This window comes from Alphaproteobacteria bacterium (assembly GCA_016722515.1).
Lineage (GTDB): Bacteria > Pseudomonadota > Alphaproteobacteria > Rickettsiales > JADKJE01 > JADKJE01.
In genome coordinates this window covers 951,098-969,921 of record JADKJE010000001.1, presented here as the reverse complement: position 1 = coordinate 969,921, position 18,824 = coordinate 951,098, and the positions used below count along the sequence as shown (strand labels likewise).

General features: G+C 43.5%; 14 protein-coding genes and 1 pseudogene. 14 read left to right on the top strand and 1 reads right to left on the bottom strand.

The genetic code is table 11. The features are described 5' to 3' along the window. Positions 1–12 precede the first annotated feature (12 nt). Entirely contained in the window at positions 13–867 is an 855-nt protein-coding gene (purU, locus tag IPP74_04475; protein MBL0318533.1) for a formyltetrahydrofolate deformylase, read from the top strand. 128 nt (positions 868–995) lie between these two features. Next, a complete protein-coding gene (glnA, locus tag IPP74_04470; protein ID MBL0318532.1) occupies positions 996–2,474 on the top strand; it encodes a type I glutamate--ammonia ligase in 1,479 nt (492 codons plus the stop codon). Between the two features lie 177 nt (positions 2,475–2,651). Here glnA and IPP74_04465 read toward each other — a convergent pair whose 3' ends face one another. Beyond that, positions 2,652–4,154: a YifB family Mg chelatase-like AAA ATPase gene (locus IPP74_04465; protein ID MBL0318531.1), complete on the bottom strand. Its 1,503-nt coding sequence runs from the start codon at positions 4,152–4,154 to the stop codon at positions 2,652–2,654. A gap of 207 nt (positions 4,155–4,361) precedes the next feature. Between IPP74_04465 and IPP74_04460 the strand changes: the two genes are divergently transcribed. The 12 genes and pseudogenes from IPP74_04460 (at position 4,362) to lpdA (ending at position 18,821) form a co-directional block, all read left to right on the top strand. Then, a complete protein-coding gene (locus IPP74_04460; GenBank protein ID MBL0318530.1) occupies positions 4,362–6,128 on the top strand; it encodes a sensor histidine kinase in 1,767 nt (588 codons plus the stop codon). A 112-nt stretch (positions 6,129–6,240) separates the two neighbouring features. Beyond that, a complete protein-coding gene (gene dnaK, locus IPP74_04455) occupies positions 6,241–8,163 on the top strand; it encodes a molecular chaperone DnaK (protein MBL0318529.1) in 1,923 nt (640 codons plus the stop codon). Between the two features lie 71 nt (positions 8,164–8,234). Continuing rightward, positions 8,235–9,386, top strand: a complete 1,152-nt coding sequence (gene dnaJ / locus IPP74_04450; protein MBL0318528.1) for a molecular chaperone DnaJ — start codon at positions 8,235–8,237, stop codon at positions 9,384–9,386. Positions 9,387–9,429: 43 nt separating this feature from the next. Continuing rightward, complete coding sequence (locus tag IPP74_04445; GenBank protein MBL0318527.1) at positions 9,430–9,756, top strand: BON domain-containing protein; 327 nt, start codon at positions 9,430–9,432, stop codon at positions 9,754–9,756. 24 nt (positions 9,757–9,780) lie between these two features. Further along, positions 9,781–10,995 carry an argininosuccinate synthase gene (locus tag IPP74_04440; protein MBL0318526.1) on the top strand — a complete coding sequence of 405 codons (1,215 nt, stop codon included), beginning with the start codon at positions 9,781–9,783 and terminating at the stop codon, positions 10,993–10,995. 123 nt (positions 10,996–11,118) lie between these two features. Continuing rightward, the gene (locus IPP74_04435) at positions 11,119–11,439 is read left to right on the top strand and encodes a hypothetical protein (protein ID MBL0318525.1); all 321 of its coding nucleotides are present in this window, start codon (positions 11,119–11,121) and stop codon (positions 11,437–11,439) included. A 152-nt stretch (positions 11,440–11,591) separates the two neighbouring features. Then, on the top strand, positions 11,592–12,782 hold the full coding sequence (gene metZ, locus IPP74_04430) for an O-succinylhomoserine sulfhydrylase (protein MBL0318524.1): 1,191 nt from the start codon (positions 11,592–11,594) through the stop codon (positions 12,780–12,782). A 517-nt stretch (positions 12,783–13,299) separates the two neighbouring features. Then, a complete protein-coding gene (gene pdhA, locus IPP74_04425) occupies positions 13,300–14,313 on the top strand; it encodes a pyruvate dehydrogenase (acetyl-transferring) E1 component subunit alpha (GenBank protein MBL0318523.1) in 1,014 nt (337 codons plus the stop codon). A 42-nt stretch (positions 14,314–14,355) separates the two neighbouring features. Then, a complete protein-coding gene (locus IPP74_04420) occupies positions 14,356–15,351 on the top strand; it encodes a pyruvate dehydrogenase complex E1 component subunit beta (protein ID MBL0318522.1) in 996 nt (331 codons plus the stop codon). A gap of 10 nt (positions 15,352–15,361) precedes the next feature. Beyond that, positions 15,362–15,883, top strand: a complete 522-nt coding sequence (locus tag IPP74_04415; GenBank protein ID MBL0318521.1) for a GNAT family N-acetyltransferase — start codon at positions 15,362–15,364, stop codon at positions 15,881–15,883. Between the two features lie 144 nt (positions 15,884–16,027). Continuing rightward, entirely contained in the window at positions 16,028–17,383 is a 1,356-nt protein-coding gene (locus IPP74_04410; GenBank protein MBL0318520.1) for a pyruvate dehydrogenase complex dihydrolipoamide acetyltransferase, read from the top strand. 29 nt (positions 17,384–17,412) lie between these two features. Next, positions 17,413–18,821: pseudogene (gene lpdA, locus IPP74_04405) on the top strand (dihydrolipoyl dehydrogenase). Positions 18,822–18,824: the final 3 nt, after the last annotated feature.

The window sequence follows — 18,824 nt, the reverse complement described above, 5'->3', positions numbered from 1 at the left end:
GGAGTATGATAAATGCTGAAACGCTTTGTTCTTACCCTGGCATGTCCAGATATTGCTGGAATCGTTGCTGCAGTTGCCAATTTTTTGTTGGAGCATAAAGGCTTTATTCTTGAGTCGGCACAATTCGGGGATGCTTCGACAGGCACATTTTTCATGCGAACCTTGTTTGAGGTAACAGAAACACATCAGACTGAAGTAACTATCCGCCAAGAATTTGCAGCAATCGCCGCTCGCTTTTCCATGAAATGGACGTTGAGTTCAACCGATATGCGTATGAAGATGGTGATTATGGTGTCAAAAGAAAGCCATTGCTTAAATGATTTATTGCACCGTCAACGGACTGGGCGTTTGAATATTGATATTCCTGCCGTGATTTCGAACCATCAGGATTTAGCTGAAATGACGCAATGGTATGGTGTTGCTTTTCATCACTTGCCAGTTTCGAAAGAGACAAAGCATGAGCAAGAATCGAAGGTTCTAGAATTAATTGGTCATTATAAAGCAGATGTGGTGGTGTTAGCGCGCTACATGCAGATATTATCGCCAGAATTAAGTTCTAAGCTGAATGGAAGAGCGATAAATATTCATCACTCTTTCCTTCCCAGTTTTAAGGGGGCAAAGCCTTATCATCAAGCCTATGATAAGGGGGTTAAACTGATTGGTGCCACGGCTCATTACGTGACTGACGATCTCGATGAAGGGCCAATTATAGATCAAGAAGTTATTCGGGTTGATCATACGCATGACCCTCAGAAAATGGTTGCGTTAGGGTGTGATATTGAATGTCGTACGTTGGCCCGTGCTGTTAAATATCATAGTGAAAACAGAGTGCTGCTGAATGGTAGCAAAACAGTTGTTTTTTATTGATTTATCAATGCTTCTTAACAGATTTGTTCTTGCAATTATCCGGTAGACGTTTTATCTTTAAACTCTGGGCAAACCAACAATTTGCTTACCTCATATTTTAGCAATCACACCTAAATGTAGGAAATGACATGTCAAAAAAGAAAAAAACTGCTACCAAATCCGCCGATGCCAAACCGGTAACTGCAAAAACAAAGTCTCGTTCCGACCATCCGTTATTGTCGCTTGCTGCACAATCTGAAGCAAAATATGTTGATTTTTTGTTTACTGACTCTAAAGGTAAATTACAACATACGACCTATGACATTCGTGAAGTTGATGAAGAATTGCTTACATCGGGGTTAATGTTTGATGGCTCCTCTATCCAAGGATGGAGAGGGATCGAAAAATCAGACATGATTCTATTGCCTGATCAAAGATCAATGTTTATTGATCCGTTTGCATCGCGTTCTACACTTTCTGTTTTCTGTGATGTTATTGATCCAGATACGGGCAAAGGCTATGATCGTGATCCGCGCAATATTGCTAAAAACGCAGAACAGTATCTGATTGATTCTAAACTAGGTGATGCTTGTTTCTTTGGCCCAGAACTTGAGTTTTTTGTTTTTGATAATGTTCGTTTTAACGTCGGTATGAATGAAGCATTTTATCATTTAGAAGCTGAAGAGGGTCCTTACAGCAGTGGTAGAGAATTTCCACATCAAGCAAACTTAGGACACCGGCCTAAAGTGAAAGGTGGTTATTTCCCAGTTATGCCGGTTGATTCATTGTCAGAAATTCGTACGGACATGTTAGAAGTTCTTGAAGCCGTAGGGGTTCAACCAGTTCTTCATCACCATGAAGTCGCTCCTGCGCAATGTGAATTGGGTATTAAATTCAGCACGTTAATTCAAACGGCAGATAATGTCCAAAAATATAAATACGTTGTCCACAACGTGGCGCAAGTTCATGGTAAAGCTGCTACCTTTATGCCTAAGCCCATAGCCGGTGATAATGGGTCTGGTATGCACGTGCACCAATCGATCTGGAAAGATGGTAAGCCATTATTTGCCGGTAACAAATATGCTGGCTTATCAGAAATGGCACTGTATTACATCGGCGGTATTATTAAACATGCCCGTGCGATCAATGCATTTACGAACTCCACAACCAACAGCTATAAACGCTTGGTTCCAGGTTATGAAGCGCCAACTCTGTTGGCTTATTCTGCGGTTAACCGCTCTGCATCTGTGCGTATTCCGCATGTGCATTCGACTAAAGGTAAAAGGATCGAGGTTCGTTTCCCAGATCCTGCAAGTAATCCATATTTGTCGTTTGCTGCTATGTTAATGGCAGGTTTGGATGGTATTCGTAACAAAATCCATCCGGGTGACGCTTCAGATAAAGATCTTTATCATTTAGATGCAAAAGAATTGAAGAAAATTCCTACCGTTAGCCGTTCGCTTCATATGTCACTCGAGGCTCTTGATAAAGACCGTGCTTTCTTGAAGGCTGGTGGTGTTTTCAATGATGAATTGATTGATGCGTATATTGCACTTAAAATGGAAGAAGTAACTGAATTAGAAAGAAGCCCTCATCCAGTTGAATTCCAAAATTATTTCAGCTCATAAAAGCGTTGAAAATCTTTTTAAAAAACGCGCTAAGTCATATGACTTAGCGCGTTTTTTGTTGGTTTTCTGGATAAAGAATAATGGATGAGGCTGCTTTTACATATCTCATTCCATCTGTCTATACAGGATTCTTCTCAACAACCTTATAAGGATAATGTTTTTTGTTAGTACAAAAAATCATAGGAGTGGGCGGTATGAGAATGCTTCTGCTAGATGCTTTTTCTCAACCTGTTCCTGTTGTTCAAGATCAGCGATAGTACGAGCCACGCGTAATACGCGCGTGTAGCCACGCATAGATAATTTCCAGCGCTCTATGGCTTTATCAAGAAATAGCTGGGCTTCAGCGGTTAAGTGAAGATGTGATTCGATGGTAGTCATCGCTGCTTGGCTATTGGTTTGAATATCATCATGATGGTATCGCTGTTGTTGACATGCGCGTGCCAGAATAACGCGTTGGCGAACCTGTTCTGATGTTTCGCCTAGGGATAAGTGTTTCAGTGACGATAACGGCACTTCAGGAACATCAATATGAAGATCAATCCGATCTAAAATGGGCCCTGATAATTTGGAGAGGTAGGTCTTTCCACAGACAGGTGCCTTATGGCACATGCGGTTAGGATCATTCAGATAACCACATGGGCAGGGATTCATGGCTGCAATCAGTTGAAATATGGCTGGGTATGTAAAATGGGCATTGGCACGTGAAATCGTGATGATTCCAGATTCCATGGGCTGACGAAGGGCTTCCAATACCTGTTTTGAATATTCGGGAAATTCATCCAGGAATAAAATACCGCGATGCGCCAATGTAATTTCTCCAGCACGCGCATGTTTGCCACCACCGACCATTGCTGCCATAGAACAGGAATGATGTGGGCTGCGGAACGGAGCATGCTTGAGTAATTGGTTGTTTTTAAGTTGGCCGGTAATACTGGCGATTAGGTTTACCTCATGGCTATCGCGTGAAGAAAGTGGCGGCAGGATACCCGGAAGGCACGAAGCCAACATTGATTTACCCGATCCTGGAGGTCCCTTCATCAAGAGATTATGATTGCCAGCTGCTGCGATTTCCAGCGCACGTTTAGCAGCTGATTGTCCTTTGACCAGACTGAGGTCTTGAAAAGATGTTGGTACATGATCCGTCGATAAAGAAAATGGAGGTAGGCTATTGCGGTTATTCAAATAATCAATAAGTGAGTTAAGCGTATCTGTTGCTATGACCTGCTGATTGCTCGTCAGTGTTGCTTCTTCGGCATTAGCGTAGGGGCAGATGAATGTTTTGTTTTTTTCTTTAGCAATCATACTGGCAGCAAACACACCCGGAACAGAAACAATCTGGCCATCCAATGATAATTCACCCATGATAATGCGGTCTTGTATGGTTTCACGGGGAATAATATTGAGCTTACATAAGATGCTTAAGGCAATGGGCAAATCATAATGGCTGCCTGCTTTATGCAACGAAGCGGGCGCTAAATTAATGGTGATATTAGGCAGCATGGTTTGCATGCCAAGTGTTGAAAATGCTGCGCGGATGCGCTGTTCTGATTCTCGTACGGTTTTGTCAGGAAGACCAACAATATAAAAGTCATTAAAGCTTGAATAATTAAAATGTGTTTGTACTTCGACCAACACAACGTGAATACCTTCAAAGGCAACGGAAAAACAATGCGATACCATTTTTACCCCACAAAAAAAATAATATTCTATGTTCCATGAGGGAAACATAGAAAAGAAACTAAAAAATGTGGGCGTAAATTGAGAGTAGAAAAACGTTGCTGTTGATATTGCTTTAGGTTGCGCTTAACATCAAAGCAAGCTATCTTGGATTGCTCCCGATTTCGCTTGTAACTTTATACAGTTTGTTAGAAATATACAACTTAATTTATGAATCAAATTCGAAAAGATAAAGGCTTTTTTGCGCATATTGGCATAGGCTTTAGCATTATTATTCTGCTATTGGTTGCTTTCTATGTGTATCTCTATGATCAGCGCTTACAAGAAGATGATTTAAACAAGGGCAAGCAAGACGCACAACGTATCGCGGTTTTAATGCGTAATCAACTCGAGCTTAGTATTATGACTTCAGACCAACTGCTGAGTAGCGCAATTGACCGCCAATACGTCAATATGCTTTTTGGTGGGACGCTAGGAAAGGATCTGGAAGAATATTTCAGGTCATGGTTAAAAGAATACCCACACTACCGTGCGATGTTTATTACCGATGAATCAGGTGAAGTAAAATTGATGATTCTCAGTCAGGGCCGCAAATTGCCAAGTGATGTTACGCTCAATTTTTATCAGCACGCATTTTTTTCGCACCACCAGAATCAAGATGATGAAAACCCATTCGCAACCACCATTACGAAAGATGGTTTGTTTAAAGCCCAGGATCTTATTTTATCAAGACGAATGAATAAAGTAGATGGTCAGTTTGGTGGGGTGGTTGGGGTTGTTATTGATCATGATTATTTTGCCAAATTATCAGAGTTGCTAGGTAATTACACCCATTCTGATTTTTGGATTCTGGATGCAGACAATAACGTGTTGCTTAAAAAAGCATCGACCAATATTAGCCAGGAGCTGCTCAGAAAAATAGATGCCCTGCATAATAACAGCCGTGATCGTCATGATATTATTAATGTACGTATGTTGCCTGTCAAAAAATCAGGCATTACCGATATTGTGGCCACCACGGGCATTTCGAAGTTGCCCTTGCATATTATTGTTAGATTAGGGTATCAGGATATTTTTAAGGATATAGGTTTAAATTATCATTATAGCGGGACGTTATTGATCGTATTTTTTCTGTTTACTCTCACTATTTCTATTTTGCTCTTTAAATTGTCGCTGCAAATGAAAAAAGTGAGAAAATCTCAACATTCTGCCGTACTCGCTAGTCAGGCAAAGTCGGATTTTCTGGCGAAGATGAGCCATGAATTACGTACCCCACTTAATGCTATTATTGGCTTTTCACAGATGTTGGCGGAAGGATATTTTGGTTTAATGTCTGACAAGCAATTAGAGCGTGTTAAGGACATTAATATGTGTGGTGACCATTTACTGCAACTCATCAACGATATCCTGGAATTTTCCAAAGGTGAGGCGGGAAAGGTTATTTTACAGGAAGACACGGTGAATGTCCCTGAAGTCATCGAGCAAGTATTACGAATGATGGACCAGCGCGCTAAAAACGCCAAGATCACTATTATCGATGATATCCCCCATCATTTGCCACTGCTTAAAGGCGATGAACGTAAAATCAAACAAATTCTTATTAACTTACTCACCAATGCCATCAAATTCACTAAATCGGGTGGTTGGGTTACGATCAAGGCCAAGATTGATATGGATAGCAATTATGTCGTGATCGTGTCTGATAACGGCGTGGGCATTGATCCGGCCGATATCCCCAAGGCGTTGTCAGCCTTTGAGCAGGTAGGCAGCGATATGTTCCATCAAGAGGGAACCGGGCTTGGTTTGTCGTTATGTAAAATGTTTACGGAGCTTCATGGGGGGACGATGCAGATTGAAAGCGCCCGTAATGAGGGAACCACGATCTCTATTATTTTCCCAGCGGAGAGGGTCTATCGATTTGAAGAGGGGTTATCCCTTTTTTCACAGGAAAGGTTGGAGGAGTCGGCCCTGTGGTAGAGGCCTGAAGCCGGCCTATTGGGCCATAAACAATTTTTTTTGAAGGGGTATTGTATTCCCCTTTTTATAACCCATATATAGGGTATAAACATAACTTATAAAAGGTATAATCATGGCTAGAAATGTTGTAATCGGGATCGATTTAGGTACTACGAACTCTTGCGTCGCTATTTATGAAAATGGTGATACCAAGGTTATTGAAAATGCCGAAGGTGGGCGGACTACGCCGTCTATCGTGGCATTTACTGATAATAACAACCGTTTGGTTGGTTTGCCAGCAAAACGTCAGGCAGTGACAAATCCTGCTAATACGTTTTCAGCAATTAAGCGTTTGATTGGCCGTACATTTGATGATCCAGCCACCAAAAAAGATATGACTTTGGTGCCTTATAAAATTGTTAAAGCTTCCAATGGTGATGCATGGGTAGAGGGGCGTGGCCAGCAATATTCGCCAAGCCAGGTCAGTGCCTTTATCCTCCAAAAAATGAAAGAAACAGCTGAGGCCTATGTTGGCCACGAAGTGAAGGAAGCCGTTATTACGGTGCCTGCTTATTTTAACGATGCGCAGCGTCAGGCCACCAAAGATGCTGGTAAGATTGCTGGCCTTGAAGTGAAGCGGATTATTAACGAGCCAACTGCAGCAGCTCTTGCTTATGGCCTCGATAAAGAAGACGGCAAAACCATCGTCGTCTATGATTTGGGAGGCGGTACATTCGATGTCTCCATTCTTGAAATCGGCGATGGCGTATTTGAAGTGAAAGCAACCAATGGTGACACTTTCTTAGGCGGTGAAGATTTTGATATGCGCATCCTTGAATTTCTCACAGATGAATTCAAAAAAGATCAGGGTATTGATCTGCGTAAAGATCCGCTTGCCTTGCAACGGTTGAAAGAAGCTGCTGAAAAAGCCAAAATCGAACTCTCAAGCACGCCAGAAACCGAAGTTAACCTGCCTTATATTACAGCAGATGCTAGCGGTCCTAAACATTTGCATCTTAAATTAACCCGCGCAAAATTAGAGTCGTTGGTGGATGATTTATTGCAGCGCACCATTGAACCGTGCCGCAAAGCATTGAAGGATGCTGGCTTGAAAGCAAGCGATATCCACGAGGTGGTATTAGTGGGTGGAATGACCCGTATGCCTAAAGTGCAACAAATCGTTAAGGATTTCTTCGGTCGTGAACCGCATAAAGGTGTAAATCCTGATGAAGTTGTGGCCATCGGAGCGGCTATTCAAGGTGCGGTGATTGCTGGTGATGTGCGCGATGTATTATTGCTTGATGTTACACCGCTTTCACTCGGTATTGAAACATTGGGTGGTGTTTTCACGCCACTTATTGAGCGTAATACCACGATTCCTACCAAGAAAAGCCAGGTATTTTCAACGGCTGATGATAATCAGACGGCCGTTACTATTCGGGTATACCAAGGCGAGCGTACGATGGCTTCGGACAACCAGTTTCTAGGGCAATTTAACTTGGAAGGTATTCCTCCTTCTCCTCGCGGTATGCCACAAATTGAAGTCACATTTGATATTGATGCCAATGGTATCGTCAATGTTTCGGCCTCTGATAAAGCAACTGGAAAGCAGCAAAAAATTACGATTCAGGCCTCAGGTGGTTTGTCGGATAAGGACATCGACAAGATGGTTAAGGAAGCCGAAGAAAACTCTAAACTTGATAAGCAGCGTAAAGAGTTAGTAGAGGCCCGTAACCATGCCGATAGCTTGGTCTATTCAACGGAAAAAAGTTTGAAAGAGTATGGTGATAAAATTGATGCAGCCACACGTGCTAAGATTGAAGGTGATGTGGATGCTCTCAAAAAAGAATTGGAGCAAAGTGAACCGTCGGTAGAGGCCGTTAAACAAAAAACCGATGCACTGCGTGAATCATCACTTAAATTGGGTGAGGCTATCTATCAGCAGTCACAGGCAGAAGCTGCCGAGGCTCCTATGGAAGATGCCGAAGCTGCCAATGATCAAGGCAAAGTAGTTGATGCCGATTACGAAGAAATTAAAGATAAAAAAGCTGAATAAAGTATAAGTCAACACGCCCCTTCCTGACAGAAGGGGCGTGTTGTGCATCGCACTCTTTCAAAGAATTAATTATGTCAAATAAAGATCTATATGAATTGCTTGGCGTGTCCAAAACGGCAAATAAAGACGAGCTGAAGACGGCCTATCGCAATCTAGCTAAACAATACCATCCTGACCGTAACCCTGATAATCCTGAAGCAGAAGCGAAATTCAAAGAAATCTCCAATGCCTATGAAGTCTTAAGTGACGAGCAGAAACGTGCGGCATACGATCGTTACGGCAGCCAGGCGTTCAATGCAGCTGGAGGTGGTGCCGGGTTTAATCCTGGTGCAGGACAGGGTGGATTTGGTGGATTCAATGGTAATTTTTCAGATATTTTTGAAGATCTATTCGGCGGTTTTGGTGGCAATGCGCGTACCTCAACGGCATCGCATTCGCGTGGGTCGGATTTACGTTATAATATAGAGATTTCATTGGAGGAAGCCTATAACGGGGCACAAAAAAATGTTAATTTTACCTCACTGAGTACCTGTGATCATTGCGGTGGTATCGGTAGTGAAGATAAGGCTGATCCGATCACGTGCAATACCTGTCATGGGGCAGGAAAAATAAGAGCAACCCAAGGATTCTTTACCATAGAAAAAACATGCCATACCTGTAATGGTATCGGTAAGACCATTAAAAATCCATGCAAACGCTGCCATGGTAATGGGCGTGTATCGAAAAACAGGACTTTGTCAGTTAACATTCCAGCGGGTGTCGAGGACGGTACGCGTATTCGTCTTTCTGGCGAAGGCGAAGTTGGCATTCGCAAAGCTCAAGCAGGTGATCTGTATATTTTTGTTTCCATTGCCCCTCATACTATTTTTCAATTGAATGACCATGATATACATTGCCAGGTACCTATTAAGATGACGACGGCAGCATTGGGCGGCACAATTGAAATTCCAACGATTGATGGTAGTAGAGCGAAGGTAACTATCCCAGAAGGTGCGCAAACCGGTGACCAATTCCGCTTGCGGGATAAAGGGATGTCAAAAATGCGTTCCACTAAGCGTGGTGATATGTATATTCATGCCGTTGTTGAAACGCCTGTTAAATTAACTAAAAAACAACGTGACTTATTGGAACAATTCGACCAAACTATCGAGGGAGGATCCCAACCTCAGACCGAAAGTTTCTTTAAAAAGGTTAAAGAGTTTTGGAGTGATCTTAAAGAATAAACCTGGAGATAAAGTTATGTTAAAATTATCCGTATCGACCCTTATGGTTGTTAGTTCCCTTTCGATCGGTGCATGTGCGCCAGCACTGGTGGCTGGTGGCGGATCGGCTGGCTATTACGCTGGAACAAGCGAGCGCAGCGTGGGCACCATTACTAGCGACGGAGTGATCACTTCAAAAATCAATGCTGAATTTGTTAAAGAAAAATCAGTCAGTGCCTTTGACATTAATGTGGATACCTATCGTGGCGTGGTTACGCTACATGGTAGTGTAGGAAGCCAAGCATCAGCTAATCGTGCGATCGCTATTGCACGGGGAGTTAAGGGTGTGAAAAAAGTCATTTCGCAATTGACCGTTGTTTCTAAAAAATAAAGCTAGCTAGAAAAGGAATTTGCTATGTCACAGAAACCAGTAAAGAAGGTGGTTCTTGCCTATTCTGGCGGATTGGATACCTCTGTAATTTTATGTTGGCTGCAAGAGCAATATCACTGTGAAGTGGTGACCTTTACTGCCGATTTGGGGCAAGGTGAAGAGCTTGAGCCAGCACGCGAGAAAGCCAAAAAATTTGGGATTAAGGAAATCTATATCGAAGATCTTCGCGAAGAATTTGTGCGTGATTTCGTGTTCCCGATGTTTAGAGCTAATGCCGTGTATGAGGGTGAATATTTATTAGGTACATCGATTGCACGTCCTTTGATTGCTAAACGCCAGATTGAAATTGCCAGACAAGCGGGAGCCGATGCTGTTTCTCATGGCGCGACTGGAAAGGGCAATGACCAGGTTCGTTTTGAATTAGGATATTACGGATTAAATCCTGACATTCGTATTATTGCGCCTTGGCGTGAATGGGATTTAAATTCGCGTACTAAATTAATTGCCTATGCCGAATCAAAGGGAATTCCAGTAGCCATGGATAAACGTGGGGAAGCGCCGTATTCGATTGATGCTAATTTATTGCATACATCCTTTGAAGGGAAAGTGCTTGAAGATCCGTGGAGTGAGCCAGACAATAGTATGTTTCTGAGAAGTGTTGCTCCAGAGGACGCGCCTGATTCACCAACGTATTTCACCATGGATTTTGAAAGAGGTGACCCGGTTGCTATTGATGGTAACCGTTTAAGTCCAGCGGCATTGCTTACGAAACTTAATGAACTGGGTGGTGCAAATGGGGTTGGTCGTTTAGATTTTGTCGAAAATCGTTATGTGGGTATGAAATCGCGTGGTGTCTACGAAACGCCCGGCGGTGCTATTCTCCTCAAAGCTCACCGTGCAATTGAAGGTATTACCCTGGATCGCGAAGTTGCGCATTTGAAAGATGAATTGATGCCGCGTTATGCCTCGCTGATTTATTATGGATATTGGTGGTCTCCTGAGCGTAAAATGCTGCAGGCTGCTATTGATGCTTCGCAGGAATTTGTAAGCGGAACTGTGCATTTAAAATTATATAAAGGATCGGTTTCTGTCGTTGGCCGAAAATCTGACATGAGTTTGTATTCTCAAGAATATGTAACCTTTGAAGAAGATAGTGTCTACGATCAAAAAGATGCTGCAGGATTTATTAAATTGAATGCACTGCGCTTGAGACTCGGAAGCAAGATTCAAAAAAAATGATCTTTTGTGAGAAACTTGAAAATTTCATCTTGTAAGTTTTTAAAAAACTGGAATGATAGAATAAGTAGGGTCTTAGTGAATGAGACTCCATGTTGAAACGTATTATATGGAAGGACTATTGTTATGAAAAAACATCTTTTAGTTGCTATTTTGGCTTCTGCTGTTGCTATGCCTGCATTTGCTGCTGATAAAGCTGCTGCTGAAAAAGGCGCTGAGAAAGCTGCACAAGCTCCAGCTGCACAAGAACACGCTGCTCCAGCTCAAGCTGCTAAACAACAGCAAGCTCAAACCGTTGAATTGAAAGACGGTACACAAATCCAAATCAAAGGCGAGGAAGTTTTCGTCGTTGGTAAAGATGCTAAATTGACTCCTGCTCCAGATGGATCTCACGCTGCTAAAGACGGTAGCACCATCAATACCAAAGATGGCAAAATCGCTAAGTAGTGTATTGATGCTTTAAGCATCAATATATTATTTTGAAGGCCTGGGGTTTCTCAGGCCTTCTTTTTTTGTGTTTTTTGAGTTATAATTCCACAAAACAGGGGCTTTTTCTCCTGCTTAAAAAGAAGCTTTGCAGATTAAACAGGAGAATAACCATGACGCAGAAGAAGTCAGATCCAAGATCATGGAATATGTCAACGCAGCTTGTGCGTGCAGGAACCTTACGTTCGAATTTTGGTGAAACCAGCGAGGCGATTTTCTTGAATTCAGGTTATTGCTATGAATCGGCAGAGATTGCCGAAAGTCGCTTTAATGGATCAGCTCCAGGATTTGCTTATTCACGCTACTCAAATCCTTCATTATCGATGCTTGAAACACGTTTGGCTGTATTAGAGGGTGCTGATAAAGCGTTGGTTATGGCAAGCGGCATGGCTGCTGTGTATGCGTCTATCATGTGCCAATTAAAGGCAGGCGATCATATCATCGCCAATAAAGTGCTTTTTAGCTCGTGTTATTACATTATCACCAATGTGTTGCCACGTTTGGGTTTTGAGGTCACATTGGTTGATGGCCCTAACCTTGATGAGTGGAGAAAAGCATTCAGGCCTAACACACGCTGTGTGTTCATTGAGACGCCCGCTAATCCTACACTTGAGCTTGTTGATATCGCGGCTGTTGCTGAGATGTCGAAAAAGAATGGCTCATGTTTGATTCTTGATAATGTCTTTGCTACGCCGTTGTTACAGCGGCCGTTGGAATTAGGGGCTGATGTGGTGGTTTATTCGACCACTAAACATCTGGAAGGGCAGGGGCGTACGCTCGGTGGCGCCGTCATTGGTAATGAACCATTTATGTCTGAGATATTGCTGCCCTATCATCGCCATACTGGCCCACACATGAGTCCCTTCACGGCGTGGGTGGTGTTGAAAGGTCTCGAAACTCTGGATCTTAGAATGGCACGCCATTGTGATAATGCACAGGCACTGGCGGAATTGCTGGAGTCCCATCCGCAGGTTACGAAAGTATTATTCCCAGGATTGCCTTCTTTCCCACAATATGAACTCGCTCAGCGTCAAATGAAGCGAGGCGGTTGCCTGATTGCTTTTGAAGTCAAAGGCGGTAAAGCTGGGGCGTTTGCCTTTATGAATAAATTAAAGATCATCGATATCTCCAACAACCTAGGTGATGCCAAAAGCCTGATTACCCATCCTGCTTCCACAACCCATAGCAGCGTCCCTAAAGCGATCAAGGATGCCTGTGGAGTGACTGAAAATTTAATCAGATTCTCGGTAGGAATCGAGGATATAGATGATTTGAAGGGCGATATCCTCCAGGCTCTTGCATAAAAAGCCTATTTGTAGAATAAAATAATCGCATTATTAGAAATGATGTTATAGACAATGAAGCGAATTTAACACTCTGGCCTTGCTGTTGCCGGGGGTGGAGGCTCATTGTGTCAACATTGTGCATAACATATGGTTATGCCGTATTCGGTCAAGTTTAACAAAAATGCGCGAAAAAGACTTCATCAAACGAACGCTTACTCTATGTTGCATCAAAAGCAACTTGACATTGAAGTCATAAAAGCACGACACCGTAAGGAGGTCTATTGATTATGAAGCTCTATCCTCAAATAATTGAACAAAATGGTCAGCTGATGTTTGTGGATCACAGATACAAAAGATCCAGCTAACTAGTCAGTTTTTCTTAATAGATAACGATTATACTTGGTTGTGTTTCATTTTTAAAGTGATCCCCCGGGAGGGGTACTTGCTAAAACAAAGGATTTACCCTCTTGCAACAACGGGCAAATCGCTTTATGTTTAGGGGATGAAACGATCTAGAGGAACTATGGCAGAGACAATGGTCATGACAAAAAAAACAACTGCGCCCACATCAGCCAAAACACAGACTGAACCCCACAGCAAGGAGTTCATGCTGAAGCTTTATTATGATATGCTGCTGATCCGCCGTTTTGAAGAAAAAGCAGGACAGCTATACGGAATGGGGTTAATCGGCGGATTTTGTCACCTGTATATTGGTCAGGAGGCTGTTGTCGTAGGGCTTCACGCCGTCAGTAAGCATGGCGATCAAGTGATTACCAGTTATCGTGATCATGGTCATATGATGGTGGTCGGTTCCGACCCTAAAGCCGTTATGGCCGAATTGACTGGGCGTGCTACCGGTGTATCGCGCGGTAAGGGCGGTTCAATGCATATGTTTGATCTGAAGAATCATTTTTATGGGGGGCATGGAATCGTAGGTGCCCAGGTGCCTATCGGTACGGGGTTGGCTTTTGCTAACCAATACCAGGCCAACGGTAATGTGGCGATGACCTATTTTGGTGATGGCAGCGCCAACCAGGGGCAGGTTTATGAATCGTTTAACATGGCGCGTTTATGGAACTTGCCAGTGCTGTATGTAATCGAAAATAATCAATATGCCATGGGTACTTCAGTGGGACGCTCTTCGGCAACGACTGAACTTTATAAACGGGGTGTATCGTTCGATATACCTGGCGAACAAGTCGATGGCATGGATGTTTTTGCCGTGATGGAGGCTGGACGTAAGGCGTTAGAACATTGCCGTACGGGTAAAGGGCCTTATATATTAGAAATGAAAACCTATCGTTATCGTGGTCACTCCATGTCGGATCCTGCTAAATACCGTAGTAAGGAAGAAGTGGAAGACATGAAAGAAAAGCATGATTCGATCAATGGCCTGCAAAAAAATATCATCGAACAATTCAAGGTGCCTGAAAGTGAATTTGAGGCCATTGAAAAAACAATTCGGGATATCATTACCGAAGCTGTTGAATTTGCTAAAAATAGCCCATTGCCTGATGAAGGCGAGTTGTGGACGGATGTAACCCGTTAGTATGGCAGGGCACCTATCTATCAGAGAAACAAGGAGATAAGCATGGCAGAGATAACAATCCGCGAAGCATTACGTGATGCAATGGCCGAAGAAATGCGTTGCGACACAAACGTGTTTGTGATGGGCGAAGAAGTAGCTGAATATCAAGGGGCCTATAAAATAACGCAAGGGTTGCTCCAGGAATTTGGACCCAAGCGTGTGATTGACACCCCGATTACAGAGCATGGATTTACCGGACTGGCAATCGGTGCGGCGATGGCGGGGTTAAGACCAGTGGTTGAATTTATGACGTTTAACTTTGCGATGCAGGCGATGGATCAGATTATTAACTCTGCTGCTAAAACCAATTACATGTCTGGTGGCCAGGTATCCTGCCCGATCGTGTTTCGTGGCCCCAATGGAGCGGCTGCCCGAGTGGGTGCCCAGCACTCACAATGTTACGCCAGTTGGTATGCCCATATCCCTGGATTAAAAGTGATTGCACCTTATAGTGCCGAAGATCATAAGGGGTTATTGAAAGCGGCAATCCGTGATAATAATCCGGTCATTTTCCTGGAGAACGAAATCCTCTACGGACACAAACATCAGGTTCCTGAGCCAGATAGGTTTAATAATGATTTTCTGGTTGAAATTGGCAAAGCCAAAATTGTTCGCCCAGGTAAGGATGTGACCATTGTTGCGTTTTCAATTATGGTGAAAGCTGCCTTAGATGCAGCGCAGCAATTAGCGGAACAAGGAATTGATGCAGAAGTCATTGATTTAAGGACTATCCGTCCGCTTGACCGCGCTACAATTATTGAGTCGGTGCGCAAAACCAATCGTTTAGTAACGGTTGAAGAAGGCTGGCCATTTGCAGGGATCGGTTCTGAAATTGCCGCTATTGCTATGGAAGACGCATTCGATTATCTGGATGCTCCCGTTGTACGTGTAGCAGCTAAAGATGTGCCTTTACCGTATGCAGAAAATCTTGAAAAATTAGCGTTACCACAAACTGCCGATATTATAGAAGCTGTTAAAAGCGCTTGTTACGTTGGCTAAGGAATGGCCTATGGATTACCGGTTTGAAGGGGCAGGGTTTATTATTCGACCATTTGTTGAAGGGGATATCCTGTCTTTTATACACCATCTGCAAGATGTGGATGTGTATGAGAATACCTACCGGTTTCCAAAAAATGTCACGCAAGACTATGCTAGTCGATATATAGCAAACGCCATAGATGGTGCAAAACAGGAGAAGCCAACATCGCTCCATTTAGCCATCGACGTTGCGGGAGAAGTAGTAGGTGACATAAGTTTCCTTAAGATTGAAGGCCATAAAGCTGAACTTGCTTATTGGCTATCCCCAAAACAATGGGGACAAGGTATTATGCCACAAGCCACCAAATGGTTATGCCAGATGGCGATGGAGAACATGGGCATTATCCGCATTTACGCGGCCGTGTTTACCTATAACACCAATTCAGCCCGGGTGTTAACTAAAGCTGGTTTTGTGGTAGAAGGATGTATGCGAAAATCCTATCTCAAAGATGGAAAGCTATTGGACGCAAATCTTTTTGCATTTGTTAGATAGGTTTAACGGTATAATTAATTATACAAGTCCCAGTAGAGGAACAACCAGGAAAATTAAACGACAGAGTAATGTTCGAAAAACTTTCCAAATGAACCATTTTGGGCTATCGTGAGAAGACATATTAATCTCGACATGAGGAAACCTATGCCGATCGAAATTTTAATGCCTGCATTATCACCTACCATGACTGAGGGAAACCTGGCTAAATGGGTTAAAAAAGAAGGTGATAAAATCAGAGCAGGTGATGTTATCGCCGAAATTGAAACCGATAAAGCAACCATGGAAGTGGAAGCGGTTGATGCTGGTAAAATTGCTAAAATCGTGGTTCCCGCAGGAACCGAGAATGTGTCGGTGAATTCACTCATTGCGGTCATTACCCAAGATGGTGAAGAAATGGCGGATCTGGATTCGTTTATTGCTAAATTTAACAAGCCAGCACCGCAAAAAACAGAAGCGCCGAAGGCAGCAACACCTGCTGCCGTTGACGCGGGTCAACCATCGGTGGTTCATGCTCCTGCTGCAACATCAGCCCCTGGGCTGGGTGCGGCTCCTCGTTTTGCTTTGCCTCCTTTGACTGCGGCAACCAAGGCGATATCTGCACCTGCAGCCAAACATGATGGGGCGCGAGCATTTGCCAGCCCACTGGCAAAGCGCATTGCAGAGCAGGAGGGCATTGATATTGGTCTTGTCGAGGGTAGCGGCCCTCGAGGCCGTGTGGTTAAAGACGATGTGTTAAAAGCAAAACAACAAGGTGCCGGGGCTGGTTTTGGTTCTTCGATGGTGCGTCGTAATCCGGTCGAATATGCCATGGAACCGGTAAGCAATATGCGTAAAGTCATTGCCCGCCGACTGCTTGAAGCCAAACAATTTGTCCCGCATTTCTATCTGACGCTGGATTGTACCTTAGATAAATTATTGGAAGTCAGGGAAGATATTAATGGCGCAGCTCCGATTGGCGCCGATGGCAAGCCTGCCTATAAAGTGTCAGTGAATGATTTTGTCATCAAAGCTGTTGGTTTAGCGATGCGTAAGGTTCCTGGTGTCAATGCTTCATGGACGGATGAAGGTGTTGCTACCTACTCAAATATTGATGTTTCAGTTGCTGTTGCTATTGAGGGAGGGCTGATTACCCCCATCGTACGTAATGCTGATCAAAAACATATCGTGGCAATTTCAACCGAAATGAAAGAACTGGCTGCAAAAGCACGCGCTAATAAATTGAAACCTGAAGAATTCCAAGGAGGTGGGTTTAGTATTTCCAACCTGGGTATGTATGGTATCAAAGAATTCAGTGCCATTATTAACCCGCCGCAATCCTGTATTTTAGCAGTAGGTGCTGGAGAAGAAAGGGTGGTTGTTGAAAAAGGCCAGATGAAAATAGCGACTCAAATGTCGTTGACTTTATCGGTGGATCATCGTGTCGTGGACGGGGCGTTAGGCGCACAATATCTTAATGCTTTAAAAGGTTTCCTTGAAAAACCAGCCACCCTATTGATATAAATAAATTTCATTTTGAAAGAGGAAAACGTATGCCTGAGGTGCAGCAATTAGAAGCTGATGTGGTTGTTATTGGTGGAGGCCCTGGGGGCTATGTCGCTGCTATTCGCGGTGCGCAATTGGGACTTAACGTGGTCTTGGTTGAGCGTGAGCATTTAGGGGGGATCTGCCTAAACTGGGGCTGTATCCCTACCAAGGCATTATTGCGCTCTGCCGAAGCGTATGACATGATTAAACATGCATCTGATTTTGGATTGAGCGTTAAAGAATTTGGTTTTGATTTACAGGCGATCGTTAAACGGTCGCGCGGTGTTTCTGAAAAATTATCCGGCGGAGTTAAACAGCTGCTCAAAAAGAATAAAGTAACCGTGGTTGATGGTTTAGCCAAACTTAACGGCAAAGGTAAAGTGAAAGTCGAAAAAGACGGCCAGAAAATAGCTGATATTATGGCTAAACATATTATTATAGCAACAGGTGCTCGGGCGCGTGTTCTTCCTGGGCTGGAGCCAGATGGAAAATTGATCTGGACCTATAAAGAAGCATTAGTGCCGGATGTAATGCCTAAATCCTTACTGGTGGTAGGAAGTGGTGCTATTGGTATTGAATTTGCCAGTTTCTTTGCCACACTTGGTGCCAAAGTAACTGTTGTTGAATTAGCGGACCGCATCCTGTCGGCTGAAGATCCTGAGATTTCTGAATTTGCCCGTAAGCAATTTGAAAAACAGGGCCTGACGATATTAACCAAAAGTACCGTTGACTCCCTAAAAAGGGTCAGAATGACGTTCAGGTTGTTGTGAAAACCGGTGATGTTAAACAAGATATGACCTTTGATCGGATTATTGTGGCCGTTGGTGTGGTTGGCAATACGGAGAATCTTGGTTTTGAAGGAACCAAGATTAAGGTGGAGCGTGGCCAGATTATGGTCAATGAATGGTTGGAAACCGATGAAAAAGGCATTTATGCCATCGGTGATGTGGTGTCACCGCCATGGCTTGCCCACAAGGCCAGTCATGAAGGGGTCATTTGCATAGAAAAAATTGCCGGTGTTCCAGGAGCTCATCCGATTAAACGACAAAATATTCCAGGCTGTACCTATTGTCATCCTCAAGTAGCAAGTGTTGGGTTAACCGAACCGCAAGCTAAAGAAAAAGGGTACGATATCAAAGTGGGACGTTTCCCTTTCATGGCGAATGGTAAAGCCATCGCTTTGGGTGATACAGCCGGATTTGTTAAAGTGATCTTCGATAAAAAAACAGGCGAGCTGTTAGGGGCACACATGATTGGTCCTGAAGTAACCGAGATGATACAAGGTTATGTGATTGCCAAAACAGCCGAACTTACCGAGAACGAGTTGAAGCATACGATTTTTGCTCATCCTACGCTTTCAGAGATGATGCATGAAGCAGTCCTTGATGCGGATGGTCACGTCATTCACATGTAGTTG